The organism is Brachybacterium atlanticum (assembly GCF_025669985.1).
GTDB classification, from domain to species: Bacteria; Actinomycetota; Actinomycetes; order Actinomycetales; family Dermabacteraceae; genus Brachybacterium; species Brachybacterium conglomeratum.
This window is the reverse complement of the sequence record NZ_JAKJJW010000004.1, coordinates 76,950-94,182: the sequence shown is the minus strand read 5'-3', so window position 1 is coordinate 94,182 and position 17,233 is coordinate 76,950. Positions and strand designations below refer to the sequence as shown.

The window sequence follows — 17,233 nt, the reverse complement described above, 5'->3', positions numbered from 1 at the left end:
CCGAGCCCGTCGAGCTCGAACCTCCTCCTGCTCGCCGCCCCGGCAGCCGTGCTCTCTCGTCGTCGATCCACTGGTCCGAGGGATCACCGAGGGGCACACTGTCGGCATGACGCCACCGACAGGACCCCGGCCGACGACGATCGACGAGTACCTAGGCGCCCTCGAGGACCTGGCCCGCACCCGGCTCGCCGAGCTGCGGAACCTGGTGCGCGAGGAGCTGCCCGAGGCGACCGAGGCGATCAAATGGGGCAGCCCCGCCTTCGTCCACCCCCGCGGCACGATCCTGCTCGTCATCAGCGCCCACAAGGCGCACGCGAACTTCACCGTCACCCCGAGCGCGAAGGAGGCCTTCGCCGACGAGCTCGAGGCGCTGGAGACCGGCAAGGGCAGCGTGAAGCTCCCCTACGACGCGCCGATGCCGGAGGACCTGCTGCGGCGCATGGCGCGCCGCCGCCTCGCCGAGTTCGAGCAGGACGGCGTGAACTGGATGTGACGGGCCGCGGCGCCGTGCGACAGGACCCTGCGCGCGGTGTCGAGTCCTGGCCCACGGCGTCCGGCCCGGGCGCGCGGCATCCGGTTCCGGCGCGCGGCATCGGCCGCCCGCGCCCCGACATGCGGGAGCCCCCGGGAGCGACTCCCGGGGGCTCCTGCATCCGGCCGTCGGCCGTGACTCAGCTGCTGCGGATGCGGATCACTTCACGAGGCGGATGTTGACGGGGTAGTTCCACCACTCGCCCTGGTAGGCCTTCACCGCGCCGATGATGGCGAAGACGACGTGGACCAGCGCCGGGACGCCGATGAGGGCGAAGAGCACCGAGCCGAAGCCGAAGGTGATGACCGTGATGATCGTGAAGACGATGGCGAGCGCGATCTCCACGATCAGGGTCGCGATCGCCGCGTTCAGCGCCTCCGCCGCGTTGTAGCGGACGAAGCGGTTGCGGTCCTTGTAGACCAGGAAGATGATCAGCGGGCCGAGCCAGCCGAGGAAGCCGGCGCCGATCACGTAGCCGACGATCGCCGAGAGCTGCGCGAGCATCGCCCAGAGCTTCGTGTCGGACTCGGTGGTGGGCTGGCCGATCAGCGGGCCGTCGAAGACGCCCTTGACGTGGGCGGGGGCCTGGTCGGGGTTCATGGTTCCTCCGGCTGAGGTCTGTCCGTGGGCGGCGTAGGGAGCGTGCTGCTGGGCATGCGGAGCCTGCTGCTGCCCGTACGGCTGCTGGGCGTGGGCCGGCTGCGCGGAGGGCTGGGACGGCGAGGGCGCCCCGTAGGGGGAGGCCGGCGCTGCGGCCGGAGCGGCCGAGCTCGCGGACTGCCCGTAGGGATCCGCCTGCTGAGCGGAGCCCTGCTGTGCGTAGGGGTCCTGCTGCGCGAAGGGATCATGCTGCGCGGCGGGGGCCGGCTGCGCGCTGGGAGCGGACTGCGCGAACGGATCGTAGGGATGCTCTGCCGGGTCCGAGGTCGCGCTGCCCTGCTCCTGCGGCGCGGGGGCGGCAGGGGCGTCGATGTCGAGGTGGTCCGAGGCCGGGCGCGCGGCAGGCTGCTCGGGCAGCGAGTCGGAGGCGGGGGTGCCGGGCTCGGTGCCGTACGGGTCGTGCGGATGCGGAGTCTGGCTCATGGGATCCTTCTTCGTCTCGGTCGGCGCGGGGGCCGTCGTCTCGGGTGACGGGTTCACCCTAACGAGCCGGAGACCCCACGGTCAGCGCGGCGGTCCGCCGCATCCGCTGGGGGATATCCCCCTGGTGGGCTCGCGAGAGTCGCCGCTCACCGCGCCGAGAGGCGCATCGACGGCTCGCCTCCCCGTCCCGTACCGCGGCCCGGTCAGCCCTGGTCGACGGTGACGAAGTCGATGAGCTCCTCGATGCGCCCCGAGAGCGTCGGCTCGACGTCGGCGTAGGAGCGGACCGTGGAGAGGATCCGCTTCCAGCCCAGGCCGATGTCGGCCTTGTCCTCGTGGGGCCAGCCGAGCGCGGCGAGGGAGCCGACCTTGATGTCCGTCCCCCTGGGGATGTGCGGCCACTCCTTCAGCCCCACGCGCGCGGGCTTCACGGCCTGCCACACGTCGACGTAGGGGTGGCCGAGCACGGTGACGTTTCCCCGGGCGCCCGGCAGGGCCATCACCTCGGCTGCGATGCGGGACTCCTTCGACCCCTTCACCAGGTGGTCCACCAGGATCCCGAGCCGGCGGCCGGGGGAGGGGCCGAACTCGCGCACGCGCTCTGCGAGGTTGTCGGCGCCCTCGAGCTGCTCGACGACGATGCCCTCGATCCGCAGGTCGTGGCCCCACACCTTCTGCACCAGCTCCGCGTCATGGGTGCCCTCGACCCAGATCCGCGACGCACGTGCGGTGCGCGCCTTCGCCCCCTCGACGTACACCGAGCCGGAGGCGGAGCGCTTGCGGACGGGCGCCTTCTGCGCCGCCTGCGGGCGGGTGAGGACGACGGGCTGCCCGTCGATCATGAAGCCCGGCCCGAGCGGGAAGGTGCGGCGTCGGCCGCGGCCGTCCTCCAGCTCGACGATCAGCTCTCCGGCCGTCTTCTCCACGCGCGTGATCGCGCCGGTGAAGCCGGTCGAGGCCTCCTCGACGACGAGGTCGCGCTGCGCGGGGACCTCGCGGCCGACGGGGCGGCGGCGGTGATGGGCGGGCGGACCGGAGGAGAGCACATCGGCGCCGTACCGGTCGGGGAAGCGAGCAGGCGGGGTGGACACGGCGGACACTGTAGCCCCGTGGCGAACGCCTCCCTGCGAAGCACGCCGCGGACGCGTACGATTGGCACTTGGCATGGGAGAGTGCCAATGTCCAGGGAGACCCGGGCACCGGGACGCCCCGGTGCCGGACCGCGCGGCAGGAGGTGCACGACATGGACGACCGCAAGCTCCAGATCCTCGGCGCCATCGTCGAGGACTACGTCTCCACGCGCGAACCCGTCGGCTCGAAGTCGCTGCTGGAGCGGCACGAGCTCGGCGTCTCCGCGGCGACCGTCCGCAACGACATGTCCGTCCTCGAGGAGGAGGGGCTGATCCACCAGCCCCACACCTCCGCCGGCCGCGTCCCCACCGACAAGGGATATCGCGCCTTCGTCGACCACGTCGCGATGGTCAAGCCCCTCTCCGCCGCCGAGAAGCGGGCGATCCGCACCCTGCTCGAGGACGCGGGGGACGTCGAGGAGCTCCTGGCCCGCACCGTGCGCCTCCTCGCCCAGCTCACCCAGCAGGTCGCGATGGTGCAGTACCCGGCCCGGCGCCAGGCCCGCATCCGCCACGTCGAGCTCGTGAAGGTCGCGGACTCGCTGCTGCTGGTCGTGCTGATCACCGAGTCGGGGCGGGTGGACCAGCGCACCGTCCCCGTCGTCGCCGGTCGCCCCGCCGAGTACTACGCGGCGCTGCGCGACCAGCTCAACCGCGCCGTCGCCGGCCGGGAGGTCACCGACCTCGCAGGCCCGCTGACGGACTACCTCGAGTCCCTGCCCGTCCCCGAGCGGCCCGCCGCCGCGGAGGTGGCCGAGGCGCTCACCGCGCTGGCCGCGACCCGCGCCGAGGACCGCATCATGACGGCGGGCACCGCGAACATCGCCCGCTCCGCCGAGGACTTCGCCCGCGACGTCGAGCCGCTGCTGGACGTCCTCGAGGAGCAGCTGGTGCTGCTGCGCCTGTTCACCGAGATGCACGTCTCCCCGGGGGACGTGCAGGTGCGGATCGGCACCGAGCTCCACGACCGGGCGCTGCACCAGGCCGCGCTCGTCGGCGCGGGCTACGGCGCCGGCTCCCACCTCGCGATCCTCGGCCCCAGCCGCATGGACTACGCGGCCGGGATCTCGACCGTCCAGGCGATCGCCCGCTATGTCTCCCGATTCCTCGAATGACCGCGCCGGCGGGCCACGCGCCCGTCGCCGGCCGTCACCGACCTCCGACCCCTGTGAAGGACCCACGCCTGTGAACGACGACTACTACGAGCTGCTCGGCGTCTCCCGCGACGCCTCGACCGAGGAGATCAAGAAGGCGTACCGCAAGCTCGCCCGCACCCTCCACCCGGACGTCAACCCGGACCCGGAGGCGGCGGAGAAGTTCAAGAAGGTCTCCCAGGCGTACGAGACCCTCTCCCATGCGGACAAGCGCCGCCAGTACGACATGGGCGGCGGCCCGGGCATGGGCGGCTTCCCCGGCGGCGGCGCCGGATTCGACTTCAACGACATCTTCGACATGTTCGCCGGAGCCTCCGGGATGCGCGGGCGCAACCAGGGCCCCGTCCCGCGGCAGCGCCGCGGCGGCGACGTGCTGCGCCGGGTGAAGATCGAGCTGCGCGACGTCGTCTTCGGCACCGAGCAGGAGGTCACCTTCCGCACCGCCGTGCTGTGCGAGCGCTGCTCCGGCTCCTGCGCCGAGCCGGGCACCAGCCCCACCCGCTGCACCGCCTGCAACGGCTCCGGCCACGTCCAGCGCGTCCAGCAGTCGCTGCTGGGCCAGATGGTCACCATGGCGCCCTGCCCCACCTGCGAGGGCCACGGCGACGTGATCGAGAGCCCCTGCACCGGCTGCTCCGGCCACGGCCGCACCGCCACCGAGCGCACCGTCACCGTGCGCATCCCCTCCGGCGTCGAGAACGGCACCCGCATCCAGCTGCGCGGCGAGGGCGAGACCGGCGAGGCCGGCGGCCCCTCCGGCGACCTCTTCGTGGAGCTGTCCGTCAAGGACCACGAGATGTTCGACCGCTCCGGCGACGACCTCGTCACCACGGTCTCCGTGCCGATGACCACCGCCGCGCTCGGTGCGACGATCCCGCTGGAGACCTTCGACGGGGAACAGGAGCTCGACATCCGCCCCGGTGCCCAGCCCGGCGAGGAGATCCTCCTCAAGGGCCTCGGCGTCACCCCGCTGCGCCGCGAGCGCCGCGGCGACATCCGCGTGGTCCTCGACGTGGACGTGCCCAGCGCGCTCACCGACGAGGAGCGCGAGCTGCTCGAGCGCTTCGCCGCCCTCCGCGGCGACGAGGCCACCCGTCCCAAGAACCACGGCGGCCCGTTCGCGAAGCTCCGCGAGCGCCTGAACCTCTGAGGCGGGAGAGCCAGTGCCCACCACCCCGCCCGGCTTCCTGATCCTCGACGAGGCCCTCGCCGCCGCCCGTGAGGGGGACCAGCTCGAGCTCGCCGGCGACGAGGGCCGCCACGCGGCCAAGGTCGCCCGGATCGGGGTGGGGGAGCAGCTGCTCCTCACCGACGCCCCCGGCCGACAGGTCCTCGCCGAGGTCACCGCCTCCCGCAAGGAGGCGCTCGACCTGCGCCTGCTCGCGGACCCGTCCCCGGCCGTGCAGCGTCTGCCCCGACTCGCGCTGGTGCAGGCCCTCGCCACCGGCGGCCGCGACGAGCAGGCTGTCGAGTCCGCGACCGAGCTCGGTGTCGACCGCATCGTCCCGTGGATCGCGAAGCGCTCCGTCTCCGTGTGGCGGGGGGAGAAGCTCGCCAAGGGCCGCGCGAAGTGGGAGGGCACCGCCCGCGCCGCCGTCAAGCAGTGCCGTCGGCCCGGCATCCCCGCGGTCGACGCCCCGATGACCACGAGCGCGCTCGTCGAGGACCTGCGCGCCCGCGCGGCCGACAGGACGCTCGTGCTCGTCCTGCACGAGCAGGAGTCCGTCGGCGTGATGAACCTCGCCGAGGAGCTGCGCGGTGCGAGCGAGGCCGGCATCGAGGAGATCGTCGTGGTCGTCGGCCCCGAGGGCGGGATCGACGACTCCGAGCTGGAGGCGCTGCGCGAGGCCGGTGCCCGGACGATGCTGCTGGGCCCCGAGGTGCTGCGCTCCTCCACCGCCGGCCCCGCAGCCCTCGCGGTGCTCAGCGCGCTCGTCGGCCGCTGGGGCTGAGCCCACCGGCGGACCCCGCCGACGACAGGACCCCGCAGACGCTCGGCGCCGGCGGGGTCCTGCGACGTGAGGGAGCGGCCGGTCAGCCGACCGGGGAGAGCACCTTCGCCTCGAGCGCGGCCAGTGCGGTCTCCAGCGCTGCGGCCTTCTCCTCGGTGACGAACAGCTCACCCTCGACGGAGAGATCCTCGCGGAAGCCGAGGCCGACGGAGCCGACGACGTCGGCGCCCACGCGGCCCATCAGGGTCTCCAGCAGCGGCAGCACCTCGTTCGCCGCACCCCAGCCGTAGCCGACCAGGATCGTGGGCAGGTTCTCCCACTCATGGAACAGGAAGTCGATCGCGTTCTTGAGGGCGCCCGTGTAGGAGCCGTTGTACTGCGGGGTGAGGATCACGATCGCGTCGAGCGCGGCGATCCGCTCGGCCCAGGAGCGGCCGTGGTCGGTGGTCTTCTCGGCGCCGGACTTCGGCGAGGAGGGCTCGTCGAAGGACGGCAGGGCGACCTCGCGCAGGTCGATGAGGTCGATCTCGAAGCGTCCGTCGGCCGAGGCGCTGACCCACTGGGCCACCTTCTCGCCGACGCGGTTGGGGCGGGCACTGCTGAGGAGGATTCCGAGCTTCGTCATAGTCCTTTAAACTTCTCATACTTCCGGGGGCTTCCCCAAGGAGGGGTGGTGTTCGTCGCTCCCGTAGACTCGTGACCATGGGTACGAGCGTCAACCGCAACGACACACTGCGTCACGATCCCGACTGCATCTTCTGCCGGATCCTCACCGGGGAGATCCCCTCGGATCGGGTCCACGAGGACGAGAAGGTCATCGCCTTCAAGGACCTCCATCCGCAGGCGCCCGTCCACGTCCTGGTGGTCCCGCGCGAGCACCGCCGCGACGTGACCGAGCTCGCCGAGGACCCCGCGCTCCTCGCCCACACCGCCACCGTCGCCGCGAAGGTCGCCGCCGAGCAGGCCGACGGCGACTTCCGCCTCGTCTTCAACACCGGCGCGAGCGCCGGACAGACCGTCTTCCACGTGCACGCGCACGTCCTCGCGGGCGGGACGCTCGCAGAAGGAGAACTGTGACAGACCCCCTCAGCCCGGCTCCCGGACGCGCCCCCGAGGTGCGCGAGCGGAAGCTGGCGATCCCCGACCATCTCAGCCCCTTCCAGGTGCTCGGGGAGAACGACCAGGCGCTGGCCGCCCTCGAGGACGCCGTCCCCGACACCGACGTGCACGTGCGCGGACACCAGGTGACCCTGCGCGGCACCGACGACGCGCTGCGCCGCGGCGAGCACATCATGCGCTCCCTCATCGAGCTGGCCGGCACCGGCCAGCCCGTCACCGCCGAGGCCGTGCAGCGCGCCGCGAACCTCTTCGGCGACGACCGAGCGAGCGGCCGCAAGCTCGAGGAGGTGCTCTCCCGCACGATCCTCTCCTCCCGAGGCCGCACCATCCGTCCAAAGACGATGGGGCAGAAGAGCTACATCGAGGCGATCGAGAGCTCCACGATCACCTTCGGGATCGGCCCGGCCGGCACCGGCAAGACCTATCTCGCCGTCGCGATGGCGGTGCAGAAGCTGCTCTCCAAGCAGATCAACCGCATCATCCTCACCCGTCCCGCGGTCGAGGCGGGCGAGCGGCTCGGCTTCCTTCCCGGCTCGCTGAACGAGAAGATCGACCCCTACCTGCGCCCGCTCTACGACGCGCTGCACGACATGCTCGACCCCGAGTCGATCCCGCGTCTGATGGGCGCCGGCACCATCGAGGTCGCGCCCCTGGCGTACATGCGCGGCCGCACCCTCAACGACGCCTTCATCATCCTCGACGAGGCGCAGAACACCACGCCCGAGCAGATGAAGATGTTCCTCACCCGCCTCGGCTTCAACTCCACCATGGTCGTCACCGGCGACGTCACCCAGGTCGACCTCCCCGGCGGGCACCAGAGCGGCCTGCGCGTGGTCGAGAACGTGCTCTCCGGCATCGACGACATCTCCTTCTGCCGCCTCTCCTCCCGGGACGTGGTGCGCCACCGCCTGGTCAGCGACATCGTCGAGGCGTACGGGCGCTGGGAGATCCGACCCGGCGGCACCCGCGACTCCCGCCACCGCAGCAAGGGGAACTGAGGATGACCATCGAGATCCGCAACGAGACCACCGCCGTCGTCGACGAGCGCGAGTTCGTGGAGCTGAGCCGCTTCGTCTTCGAGGCGATGCACCTCCACCCCGCCACCGAGATGTCGATCATCTTCGTGGACGAGGAGGCGATGGAGAAGCTGCACGTGCAGTGGCTGGACCTCCCCGGCCCCACCGACGTGATGAGCTTCCCGATGGACGAGCTCACCCCCGGCACCCCCGAGCACCCCGCCCCGGAGGGACTGCTGGGCGATGTGGTGCTGTGCCCGAGCGTCGCCGCGAAGCAGGCCGCCGAGTCCGGGCACAGCGCCGTCGAGGAGATGCTGCTGCTGACCGTCCACTCGATCCTCCACCTGCTGGGCTACGACCACATGGAGGAGGACGAGCGCACGGTGATGTTCGAGCTCCAGCGCAAGCTCCTGCTCACCTTCCTCGCCTCGCGGCCGAGCGCCTGAGCCGCGATGTCCCAGCCTGATCAATCTCCCGGGCACCGCGCCGCTCCGATCGCCCCGTCGGACCCGTGCGGTGCGGCTCTTGCCCCGCGTGCGTCGACCCGAGGAGGGCGTCCGTGAGCGCGCTCAGCCTCGCGCTGCTCGTGCTCGTCCCGCTCGCGCTCGTCGGCGGGGTCGTCTCGGCGGTGCTCACCGCGGTCGACGCCGCCCAGCTCGCCGTCAGCCGCGGCACGCTCGAGAAGGCGGTCGCGGATCAGCCCGCCGCCGTCCGTGAGCGGGTCCTCCACCAGCACGCGGATTCCGGCCGCACCCTCGCCTCCGTCTCCCTGGGCCGCGTGCTCGGCGAGACCGTCATGGTCACGGCGATCGCCGCGATCTGCTTCTCCGCCCATGCCGAGCTGCGACCCGGCGAGGGCTGGGCGCTGCCGCTGCTGGCCACGCTGCTCATCGCCGGGCTGATGGCGCTGCTGATGCTCGCGATCTCCCCGCGCACCATCGGCCGCCGGCGCGCCGAATCGGTGCTCATCTCCTCCCGCGGCCTCGTCGCCGTGATGCGGTGGGTGCTGTGGGTGCCCGCGAGCGCGCTCGCGAACCTCGGCGCGTCCCTCGCCGCCCGCGCCGGCAGCCAGGAGGATCCCGAGGAGCGTGCCGAGAAGGCTCGCCGCAACGTCGACCGCGCCCTCGAGGACGAGCACGTCCGCGACGGAGAGCGCGACATGATCCAGGGGGTCTTCGACCTGCGCGGCACGATGGTGCGAGAGCTGATGGTGCCCCGCCCCGACATGGTCACCATCACCGCCGATTCCAGCGCCGAGAAGGCGATGCGGCTGTTCGTCCGCTCGGGCTTCTCCCGGATCCCCGTGATCGGCGAGAACGTCGACGACCTGCGCGGCATGCTCTACGTCAAGGACGTGATGCGCGCGATCCACTCGCCCTGGGACCCGCGCCCGCAGCGGCCCGTGAGCGAGGTGATGCGCCCGGCCCGGTTCGCGCCCGAGTTCGTCCCGGCCGACGAGGTGCTGCGCCAGATGCAGACCAGCCATGTGCACATCACGGTGCTGGTGGACGAGTACGGGGGAGTGGCCGGCATCGTCACCATCGAGGATGTCCTCGAGGAGATCGTCGGCGAGATCGCCGACGAGCACGATCGGCGCGAGCCCGAGATCGAGGACCTCGGCGGAGGCCGCTACCGGGTGCCCGCCCGCGCGAGCCTGTCCGAGGTCGGGGAGCTGTTCGGCCTCGACATCGACGACGACGACATCGACTCCGTCGGCGGGCTGCTCGCCAAGATCACCGGGCGGGTGCCGATCCCCGGCAGCACCGCCACCGCCTACGGCCTCGACCTCGAGGCTGAGCGGACCGCGGGACGCCGCAAACGGCTCTCCACCGTGCTGGTGAGCAGGGCGGCCGACGACGAGGACGAGCCCCGAGACCAGGAGGATCCCCATGAGCGATGAGCAGCAGGTGCCCGGCGACGCCGAGGGCACCGGAGCTGAGAGCGGCAGCGTGCACCGGGCAGGATTCGTCGCACTCGTCGGCCGGCCCAACGTCGGCAAGTCCACCCTCACCAATGCGCTGGTGGGGGAGAAGGTCGCGATCACCTCGACCAAGCCGCAGACCACGCGGCGCGCGATCCGCGGCATCGTCACCCGCGAGGACTCCCAGATCATCCTCGTGGACACCCCGGGAGTGCACCGTCCCCGCACGCTCCTCGGGGAGCGGCTGAACGACCTGGTGCGCGAGACCCTCGGTGAGGTCGACGTGGTGGGCTTCTGCCTGCCCGCCGACCAGAATATCGGCCCCGGCGACCGGTTCATCGCCGAGGACCTCGTCGAGATGCGCACCGGCCGACGGGGACCCCGTGTGGTCGCGATCGTCACCAAGATCGACCTGGTGGGGCGCGACGTACTGGCCGAGCACCTGATGAACGTCGACCAGCTCATGGACTTCGACGAGATCGTGCCGATCTCCGCCGTGAAGGGCGAGCAGATCGACGTGCTGATGGACGTCGTCACCCGGCAGCTGCCGGAGGGCCCGCAGCTCTATCCCGACGACCAGCTCACCGAGGAGACCCGCGATGACCGCATCTCCGAGCTGATCCGCGAGGCGGCGCTGGAGGGCGTGCGCGACGAGCTGCCGCACTCGATCGCCGTGGTCGTCGAGGAGGTCGTCGAGGTCGACCCCGACGGCGATGCGTTCACTCCGGTCGAGCCCGGCACCGGACGGCTCGTGGTGCGGGCGACGCTGTTCGTGGAGCGCGACAGCCAGAAGGGCATCATCATCGGCCGCGGCGGCTCGCGCCTGAAGGAGGTCGGCTCCCGGGCGCGCAGCGAGATCAACGCCCTGCTGGGCCGGAAGGTGCACCTGGACCTGCGGGTCAAGGTCGCGAAGGAATGGCAGCGGGATCCGAAGCAGCTGGGTCGCCTGGGGTTCTGACGGCAGGTTGTCCACATTTCCGGGGTTCGATGGCGGACCTGGGTGACTGCTGAGTACGGTAAGGGTGATCCGTCCCACTCCTCGGAAGGCACCACCCATGCCCCGACGCCTCCTCAGCGCCGCCGCAGCCTGCACGCTCCTCCTCGGACTCGCCGCATGCGGTGAGGGCGGAGACGGCCCGGTGACCACGCCGCCGCCCAGCATCGACATCTCCGGATCGAGCGATGGGGGTGGCGATGACGGCGCCGCGAGCGATGGGGGAGGCGACGAGGCCTCGCCGAGCGCGGCGCCGGAGGTGCCCGCGCCGGATCCTGCGGACTATCCGGGGATGGATGAGAACACCGAGGAAGGTGCGACTCAAGCTTTCAGGTATTACGTTGCGGTCTCTATGTGGGCACATCAGACTGGGGACGAAACCCTAACCAAGGGTATGGAGATAGATTCGTGCGAGGGCTGTCCCGGATTCACAGAGGACGTGCCGAATCTCCAAGACCTCGGCAGATATTGGAGTGCATTCAAAGTCGAGGATGTCGCCACGACGCCGCACGCATCCGAAAACTTCGAGTATGAAATCGCGTACTCATTCACTATCCCTGCTCATGAGCGACCAAATATGGAGACGGGCGAGCCGGAGGATTATGACCCAGTAGAGTACTCTTTGATCGGGGGGATGGCCTGGACTTCGCAGGGGTGGAAGGTTGGAGGGCTCAAGGGGGAGTGGGGGCCTGATGTTCATAGTTCCACAGTGGGGTAAGCGAGTAGGGCGCACGGCGATCGTCGCGCTTCTTGCTCTCGCCCTTTCGATGCTTTTTCAGAATGTTGCATATGCCGATCAGGAATCCAAGGGGAAGTTGGATGATTCGGGTGTTGGGGTGGGCCTGGAAGAAATGCATATCGTTCCAACGGGTGCGGATGGTGCTGGGGGTGATGAGGGCCCGGTGCAGCCAGATGGCCGTCACGGGAAGGGCACTCAGGCCAGCGCTCCTCCTAAGCCCCCACCGCGTTTCTATGACTTGATGCGTCGAGTTGAGGAGAAGCCTCGGTGGAACTGCACCCTGTCTGACGGTAGGGAGGGTCCGGTAGAAGGGGCTTGCCGCGCTGACCGCACCGTGTGCAATTCAGGGCCGAGCTACAGCATCAACTCGGGAGAGATCCTTGCTGTACCGGGGTCGGGATCGCGAGGCAATCCGGGCGATGTCACGTACGAATCGATCACGCGAGACACGAAGACCGGAACAGATTCAAGCAATGGTTTCAGATGCCGTCAGCCACGGGACTCGGCACCTCGTGGCAACGCCGGCGCTACACCTGCTGGGGAGCCAGCACCCGAACCGGTGGTAATCATCGTGACGCAGAGCGATTTCGCGAAGCTGCCGGTGAAGCCGTCCGTGGCCAGCGCCGGGCCGGAACGGGGATGGCTGCCGGCCGGGATGGTCAATGTCCTCCACGCAGAGTCGGAGGCGCAGACCCTTCAGACGGAGCTGCTCGGCACCCCGGTGGCAGTTCGCGCTATTCCGACTTTGTATCACTGGGACCTCGGCGACGGGAACACGATCACCACGAGCAAGCCGGGCAAGCCGTACCCGTCGGAGGAAGTGTCGGCGAAGTACTCGGGGGAGGGGTGGTACGACGTCACTCTGACCACGACCTTCGCCGGCCAGTTCTCCGTGGACGGCGGGGAATGGCAGGACATCGACGGGACGATCGAGGTCGCCTCCGAACCGATCGCGCTCTACTCGAAGTCCCTCGAGTCCCGACTGGTGAACGGTGACGTGCCTGTCGACGAGGACGAGGATCCGTGGGTGCCCGAGCGTTCTCCGGAGACCGAAGGCCCTCAGGATCCCGACGCACGTCATCGCGAGATCTGAGTTCGCATGGGGCCCACGCGCGGCGGTCGCTGACTCGAGTGGGGCGTTCGTCGAGGCGGAAGAGTGAGGTGTTCCTCGGCGATGGGGTGTCGACGTCCCGGATGTTCGCATCGTGAGCCGCCCCGAGCGGCCTGCGTGACGGTGCTAACGTGGCCATCGTGCGTGGATCGCTGCTCCTGCTTAGACGCCGCGACGGGTCCTGAACCGCCGGGAACCTGTCGCGGCTGACGTGCTGTCCGGCGACCGGCAAACCCAGCGAGAAGGACCTGAAGATGACTGACTCCACGAGCACCGCGAACACTGCGACCGTCGCCGCCGAGGCCGACCCCGCGACCCCTGTCGTCGGCACCACGGGCGACGCGCCCCAGCAGCCCTCGGGCATGCCGACCCACAAGTACCTGCCCTTTCATGAGCAGATCCGGGTCGAGCTCCCCGACCGCACCTGGCCCAGCCGCCGCATCACCCGCGCTCCCCGCTGGTGCGCGGTCGACCTGCGCGACGGCAACCAGGCCCTCATCGATCCCATGAACTCCGAGCGTAAGCTGCGCATGTTCGAGCTCCTGGTGAAGATGGGCTACAAGGAGATCGAGGTCGGCTTCCCGTCGGCCTCCAAGACGGACTACGACTTCGTGCGCACCCTCATCGAGGAGGACCGCATCCCCGAGGACGTGTCGATCCAGGTCCTCACCCAGTCCCGCGAGCACCTCATCGAGCGCACCTACCAGGCGATCTCGGGCGCCAAGCGCGCCGTCGTCCACCTCTACAACTCCACCTCGGTCGTGCAGCGCGCCGTCGTCTTCCGCGCCGACGAGGACGCCGTGCTCGACATCGCCGTGCAGGGCGCGCTGCTGTGCAAGAAGTACGAGGAGACGATCCCGGACACGGCCGTTACCTACCAGTACTCCCCGGAGTCCTACACGGGTACCGAGCTCGAGTACGCCCTGCGTGTGTGCAACTCCGTCATCGACGTCATCAAGCCCACGCCGCAGGACAAGATGATCATCAACCTGCCGGCGACCGTCGAGATGGCGACCCCGAACGTCTATGCCGACTCGATCGAGTGGATGCACCGCCACCTCGATCGCCGCGACTCGATCGTGCTGTCCCTGCACCCCCACAACGACCGCGGTACCGGCGTGGCCGCCGCCGAGCTCGGCTACCTGGCCGGCGCCGATCGCATCGAGGGCTGCCTGTTCGGCAACGGCGAGCGCACCGGCAACGTCGACCTCGTGACGCTGGGGCTGAACCTGTTCAGCCAGGGCGTCGACCCGCAGATCGACTTCTCCGACCTCGACGAGGTGCGCCGCACCGTCGAGCACTGCAACCAGATGCCCGTCCCCGAGCGCAGCCCCTACGGCGGCGACCTCGTGTTCACCGCCTTCTCCGGCTCCCACCAGGACGCCATCAAGAAGGGCCTCGAGCGCATGGAGGCCGACGCCGAGAAGGCCGGCAAGGCCGTCGACGACATGGTCTGGCGCGTGCCCTACCTGCCCGTGGACCCCAAGGATCTCGGCCGCTCCTACGAGGCCGTGATCCGCGTGAACTCGCAGTCCGGCAAGGGCGGCATGGCCTACCTGCTGCGCACCGAGCACGGGCTGGACCTCCCGCGCCGCCTGCAGATCGAGTTCTCCGGCATCGTCCAGCAGAGGACCGACTCCGACGGCGGTGAGGTCAGCCCCGAGGCGCTGTGGGACGTGTTCTCCGACGAGTACCTGCCGACGAAGGACGACTCGCGTCGCTGGGGCCGCTACAGCTTCCGCGACGTGCGCCAGGAGTCCGCGGGCGACGGCGCCGACCGCATCACCGTCAGCCTCGTCGTCGACGGCGAGGAGCACGAGATCACCGGCCTCGGCAACGGCCCGCTGGACGGCTTCGTCAAGGCACTGGCCGAGCGGAAGATCGACGTGCGCATCCTCGACTACGCCGAGCACGCCCTGACCGAGGGCGACGACTCCCTCGCCGCCTCCTACATCGAGTGCGAGATCGACGACCGCATCTTCTGGGGCGTCGGTATCGACGGCTCGATCACCCGCGCCTCCCTCGAGGCGATCACCTCCGCACTGAACCGCAACGCACGCTCCCGGGCCTGAGTGGTCCGGTGCAGGGTGCGGATGCGCCCTGCACCGCGGCATCCGGGACCCGACCGGCACAACCGGGGGCGATGGATCCCCGATGCGGCCGACGAGATCGACGGGAGGTACCACTTCGGTGGTACCTCCCGTCGATCAATCCCGGGGGAGTGGTACGGATCGTCGATCAACCAGTGAGGTCGGCGGCGCGGCGCCGTGGGGATCTGGCCGCAGTGCCGCCCGCTGCGAGAGCGGTCAGTGAGGTACGGCGCTGCTGAGCGCGGCGCCGCCGCTCAGCGCGTCGATGCGTCGCCGTCCTCGCGCAGGTCGTCCTCGGTGAGGATCGGCATCTCGCCGGTCAGCGTCGCATGGGTGGGCGTGGGCAGCTCCCAGCCCGGCGCCTCGTCGATCGGCTGCGGCTCCCCGGCAGGGCGCGAGCGGGCGGTGAGGGTGACACCGGCGCTCGCGACGACCACCAGCACCGCCGCCGCGACGCGGAGCGGAGTGATCTCCTGGCTCAGCAGCAGGACGCCCGCGAACAGCGCGACCACCGGCTCGAGGCTCAGCATGATGCCGAAGACGTGACGGGGCAGGCGGCGCAGCGCAGAGAGCTCGAGCGTGTACGGCAGCACGGAGGCGAGCAGCGCAGTGCCCAGCGCGATCAGCAGCAGGCGCGGCTCGGCGATGCCGGCGACGGCGCCGGGCGCGCCCAGCGGCAGCACCGCCAGAGCGCCGATCAGCATGGCGACGGCGAGGCCGTCCTGCCCGGGCACGATGCGTCCCACATGCGCGCTGGCGAGCACGTAGAGCGCCCAGAAAACCGCCGCTACCAGTGCGAAGACCACGCCGAGCACGTCCAGGGAGGCCGCACCGGTGAGGGATTCGAACCCGAACAGGCTCACGCCTCCCAGCGCGAGCAGAACCCACAGCAGATCGGTGCGGCGCGTGGACAGCAGGGCGGACAGCACCAGCGGTCCGAGGAACTCGATCGCCACCGCCGTGCCCAGCGGGATCCTGTCTATCGAGGCGTAGAAGGCTCCGTTCATACCGCCGACCGCCACGCCGAAGGCGGCCACCCCCAGCCACTGCTGCCGCGTGAAGCGGTGCACCTTCGGGCGCACGATCACGATCAGCACGGCCGCGGCGAGGCCCAGTCGCAGCGCGGTCGTGCCCCAGGAGCCGATCGCCGGGAAGAGCTGAGTAGCCAGAGCCGCCCCGAACTGGAGCGAGATGCACGAGCCGAGGATGAACAGGATCGGCGTCATCGGCACGCCGCCGGAGTGGGCGCCGCCGCCGACGCCTGCGGTCGCCGTGGTCGAGGAGGTGGAAGAGGTGGTCACGGCTCCACTCTGCCTCCGCTGCCCTGCCGGGTCCAGCGAATGTTCTCGACGTGTACCGTGAAGCAGACATGGCCGATCGGGAAGGACGTTCATGCTGAACCTGCGCCGGCTGTTCCTCCTGCGGGAACTGCGCAGGCTGGAGACGATGTCGGCGATCGCGCGGGAGCATTCGATGTCGCCGTCGGCCGTCTCCCAGCAGCTCTCCCAGCTGGAGAGGGAGTCCAAGGTCACCCTGTTCGAGCAGGCCGGACGCCGCGTCGTCCTCACGGACGCGGGCGCACGGCTGGCCCGCCGGGCCGAGGAGATGCTCGGGCTGATGGAGACGGCCGAGGCCGAGCTCGTCAGCGCCCAGGGCGAGGCCGGGGGAGTGCTCCGCGTCGCCTCCTTCCAGACCCCGCTGATCGCGCTCGCGCCGGTGGCGGTGAGCGTGCTGGAGCAGCGTCATCCCGACCTGCGGATCGAGATCGCCCAGCGCGAGGTCGAAGAGGCCTACGAGGGGCTGCTCGCGCAGCGCTTCGAGGTGATCCTCGGCGAGGACTATCCCGGCGGGCAACAGGTCGTCCGGCGCGGCACCGACCGGGAGGACCTGCTGCAGGACCCGCTGCTGCTGGTGCTGCCCGACCACGGCCCCGCCTCCCGGGCGCGACGCCTGCAGGACCTCGCCGAGATGCCCTGGGCGCTCGACCCGGAGGACACCCGCACAGGGGCATGGGAGCGCACCTACCTCCGCTCGGCGGGGATCGAGCCGTGGGTCCGCTTCGACACCCCCGACCCTCTCCTGCAGGTGCACCTGGTCCGCTCCGGCCACGCCGCGGCTTTCGTACCCGGCCTGATCGCCTCCGAGCACCTCGGCGGCACCCGGGTGCTGCGCCTGCCCGGCGACCCCCACCGCGGCCTCTACACCGCGGCGCGCGCAGGAGCGCGCGAGCATCCCTCCCTGCTCGCCTTCCGGGCCGCGCTGCTCGAGGCGGCCGACGCGCTCGGCGACCTCCCCGGACTGGACCGGCTCGGGGCCTGAGAGTCGGCCCGACGCCCCGCAGCTCCTCCTTTCGGCGGAGACCGCCTGAACGGCTTCCGTCACCCGCCTTCGC

Annotated in this window: 17 protein-coding genes; 13 read left to right on the top strand and 4 right to left on the bottom strand. The window is 70.6% G+C overall.

What is annotated here, in order from left to right:
* The first annotated feature begins 106 nt into the window (after positions 1-106).
* The gene (locus L3K22_RS03150; RefSeq protein WP_263310105.1) at positions 107-493 is read left to right on the top strand and encodes an iron chaperone; all 387 of its coding nucleotides are present in this window, start codon (positions 107-109) and stop codon (positions 491-493) included.
* A gap of 198 nt (positions 494-691) precedes the next feature.
* On the opposite strand, the gene L3K22_RS03145 is transcribed toward L3K22_RS03150, so the two are convergent.
* Both L3K22_RS03145 and L3K22_RS03140 read right to left on the bottom strand, forming a co-directional pair.
* Positions 692-1,615 carry a DUF4870 domain-containing protein gene (locus tag L3K22_RS03145; protein ID WP_263310104.1) on the bottom strand — a complete coding sequence of 308 codons (924 nt, stop codon included), beginning with the start codon at positions 1,613-1,615 and terminating at the stop codon, positions 692-694.
* Positions 1,616-1,818: 203 nt separating this feature from the next.
* Complete coding sequence (locus L3K22_RS03140; protein WP_062950660.1) at positions 1,819-2,715, bottom strand: DUF3097 domain-containing protein; 897 nt, start codon at positions 2,713-2,715, stop codon at positions 1,819-1,821.
* Between the two features lie 143 nt (positions 2,716-2,858).
* On the opposite strand from L3K22_RS03140, the gene hrcA reads away from it, so the two are divergent.
* The 3 genes from hrcA (at position 2,859) to L3K22_RS03125 (ending at position 5,851) form a co-directional block, all read left to right on the top strand.
* On the top strand, positions 2,859-3,860 hold the full coding sequence (gene hrcA / locus L3K22_RS03135) for a heat-inducible transcriptional repressor HrcA (protein ID WP_263310103.1): 1,002 nt from the start codon (positions 2,859-2,861) through the stop codon (positions 3,858-3,860).
* A gap of 70 nt (positions 3,861-3,930) precedes the next feature.
* A complete protein-coding gene (dnaJ, locus tag L3K22_RS03130) occupies positions 3,931-5,049 on the top strand; it encodes a molecular chaperone DnaJ (protein ID WP_263310102.1) in 1,119 nt (372 codons plus the stop codon).
* A 13-nt stretch (positions 5,050-5,062) separates the two neighbouring features.
* The gene (locus L3K22_RS03125) at positions 5,063-5,851 is read left to right on the top strand and encodes a 16S rRNA (uracil(1498)-N(3))-methyltransferase (RefSeq protein WP_263310101.1); all 789 of its coding nucleotides are present in this window, start codon (positions 5,063-5,065) and stop codon (positions 5,849-5,851) included.
* An 82-nt stretch (positions 5,852-5,933) separates the two neighbouring features.
* Here L3K22_RS03125 and L3K22_RS03120 read toward each other — a convergent pair whose 3' ends face one another.
* Positions 5,934-6,476 (bottom strand): NADPH-dependent FMN reductase, encoded by a 543-nt coding sequence (locus L3K22_RS03120; protein WP_263310100.1) that lies wholly within the window; start codon positions 6,474-6,476, stop codon positions 5,934-5,936.
* Between the two features lie 77 nt (positions 6,477-6,553).
* Between L3K22_RS03120 and L3K22_RS03115 the strand changes: the two genes are divergently transcribed.
* The 8 genes from L3K22_RS03115 (at position 6,554) to leuA (ending at position 14,823) form a co-directional block, all read left to right on the top strand.
* Positions 6,554-6,928 (top strand): histidine triad nucleotide-binding protein, encoded by a 375-nt coding sequence (locus L3K22_RS03115; RefSeq protein WP_263310099.1) that lies wholly within the window; start codon positions 6,554-6,556, stop codon positions 6,926-6,928.
* On the top strand, positions 6,925-7,968 hold the full coding sequence (locus L3K22_RS03110) for a PhoH family protein (protein WP_010551691.1): 1,044 nt from the start codon (positions 6,925-6,927) through the stop codon (positions 7,966-7,968). The genes L3K22_RS03115 and L3K22_RS03110 overlap by 4 nt, the downstream gene beginning before the upstream one ends.
* A 2-nt stretch (positions 7,969-7,970) precedes the next feature.
* On the top strand, positions 7,971-8,432 hold the full coding sequence (ybeY, locus tag L3K22_RS03105) for an rRNA maturation RNase YbeY (RefSeq protein WP_263310098.1): 462 nt from the start codon (positions 7,971-7,973) through the stop codon (positions 8,430-8,432).
* A 113-nt stretch (positions 8,433-8,545) separates the two neighbouring features.
* Positions 8,546-9,886, top strand: coding sequence for a hemolysin family protein (locus tag L3K22_RS03100; protein ID WP_263310097.1), 1,341 nt, complete (start codon positions 8,546-8,548; stop codon positions 9,884-9,886).
* Positions 9,876-10,865, top strand: a complete 990-nt coding sequence (gene era / locus L3K22_RS03095; RefSeq protein ID WP_263310096.1) for a GTPase Era — start codon at positions 9,876-9,878, stop codon at positions 10,863-10,865. Before L3K22_RS03100 ends, era begins: the two co-directional genes overlap by 11 nt.
* Positions 10,866-10,962: 97 nt before the next feature.
* Entirely contained in the window at positions 10,963-11,619 is a 657-nt protein-coding gene (locus tag L3K22_RS03090) for a DUF6318 family protein (protein WP_263310095.1), read from the top strand.
* 592 nt (positions 11,620-12,211) lie between these two features.
* Entirely contained in the window at positions 12,212-12,733 is a 522-nt protein-coding gene (locus L3K22_RS03085; RefSeq protein WP_263310094.1) for a PKD domain-containing protein, read from the top strand.
* 272 nt (positions 12,734-13,005) lie between these two features.
* On the top strand, positions 13,006-14,823 hold the full coding sequence (gene leuA, locus L3K22_RS03080; protein ID WP_263310093.1) for a 2-isopropylmalate synthase: 1,818 nt from the start codon (positions 13,006-13,008) through the stop codon (positions 14,821-14,823).
* A 272-nt stretch (positions 14,824-15,095) separates the two neighbouring features.
* On the opposite strand, the gene L3K22_RS03075 is transcribed toward leuA, so the two are convergent.
* Positions 15,096-16,142, bottom strand: coding sequence for an EamA family transporter (locus L3K22_RS03075; RefSeq protein WP_263310092.1), 1,047 nt, complete (start codon positions 16,140-16,142; stop codon positions 15,096-15,098).
* Between the two features lie 91 nt (positions 16,143-16,233).
* Here L3K22_RS03075 and L3K22_RS03070 point away from each other — a divergent pair, with 91 nt between their 5' ends.
* Entirely contained in the window at positions 16,234-17,160 is a 927-nt protein-coding gene (locus tag L3K22_RS03070; protein WP_263310091.1) for a LysR family transcriptional regulator, read from the top strand.
* The last annotated feature ends 73 nt before the right edge of the window (positions 17,161-17,233 follow it).

Bases quoted from the DNA above. Each gene is read 5' to 3' on its own strand.
- L3K22_RS03120 (WP_263310100.1), bottom strand. From the start codon at position 6,476: ATGACGAAGCTCGGAATCCTCCTCAGCAGTGCCCGCCCCAACCGCGTC.
- L3K22_RS03145 (WP_263310104.1), bottom strand. From the start codon at position 1,615: ATGAGCCAGACTCCGCATCCGCACGACCCGTACGGCACCGAGCCCGGC.
- ybeY (WP_263310098.1), top strand. From the start codon at position 7,971: ATGACCATCGAGATCCGCAACGAGACCACCGCCGTCGTCGACGAGCGC.
- L3K22_RS03150 (WP_263310105.1), top strand. From the start codon at position 107: ATGACGCCACCGACAGGACCCCGGCCGACGACGATCGACGAGTACCTA.
- L3K22_RS03115 (WP_263310099.1), top strand. From the start codon at position 6,554: ATGGGTACGAGCGTCAACCGCAACGACACACTGCGTCACGATCCCGAC.
- L3K22_RS03070 (WP_263310091.1), top strand. From the start codon at position 16,234: ATGCTGAACCTGCGCCGGCTGTTCCTCCTGCGGGAACTGCGCAGGCTG.
- hrcA (WP_263310103.1), top strand. From the start codon at position 2,859: ATGGACGACCGCAAGCTCCAGATCCTCGGCGCCATCGTCGAGGACTAC.
- leuA (WP_263310093.1), top strand. From the start codon at position 13,006: ATGACTGACTCCACGAGCACCGCGAACACTGCGACCGTCGCCGCCGAG.
- era (WP_263310096.1), top strand. From the start codon at position 9,876: ATGAGCGATGAGCAGCAGGTGCCCGGCGACGCCGAGGGCACCGGAGCT.
- L3K22_RS03090 (WP_263310095.1), top strand. From the start codon at position 10,963: ATGCCCCGACGCCTCCTCAGCGCCGCCGCAGCCTGCACGCTCCTCCTC.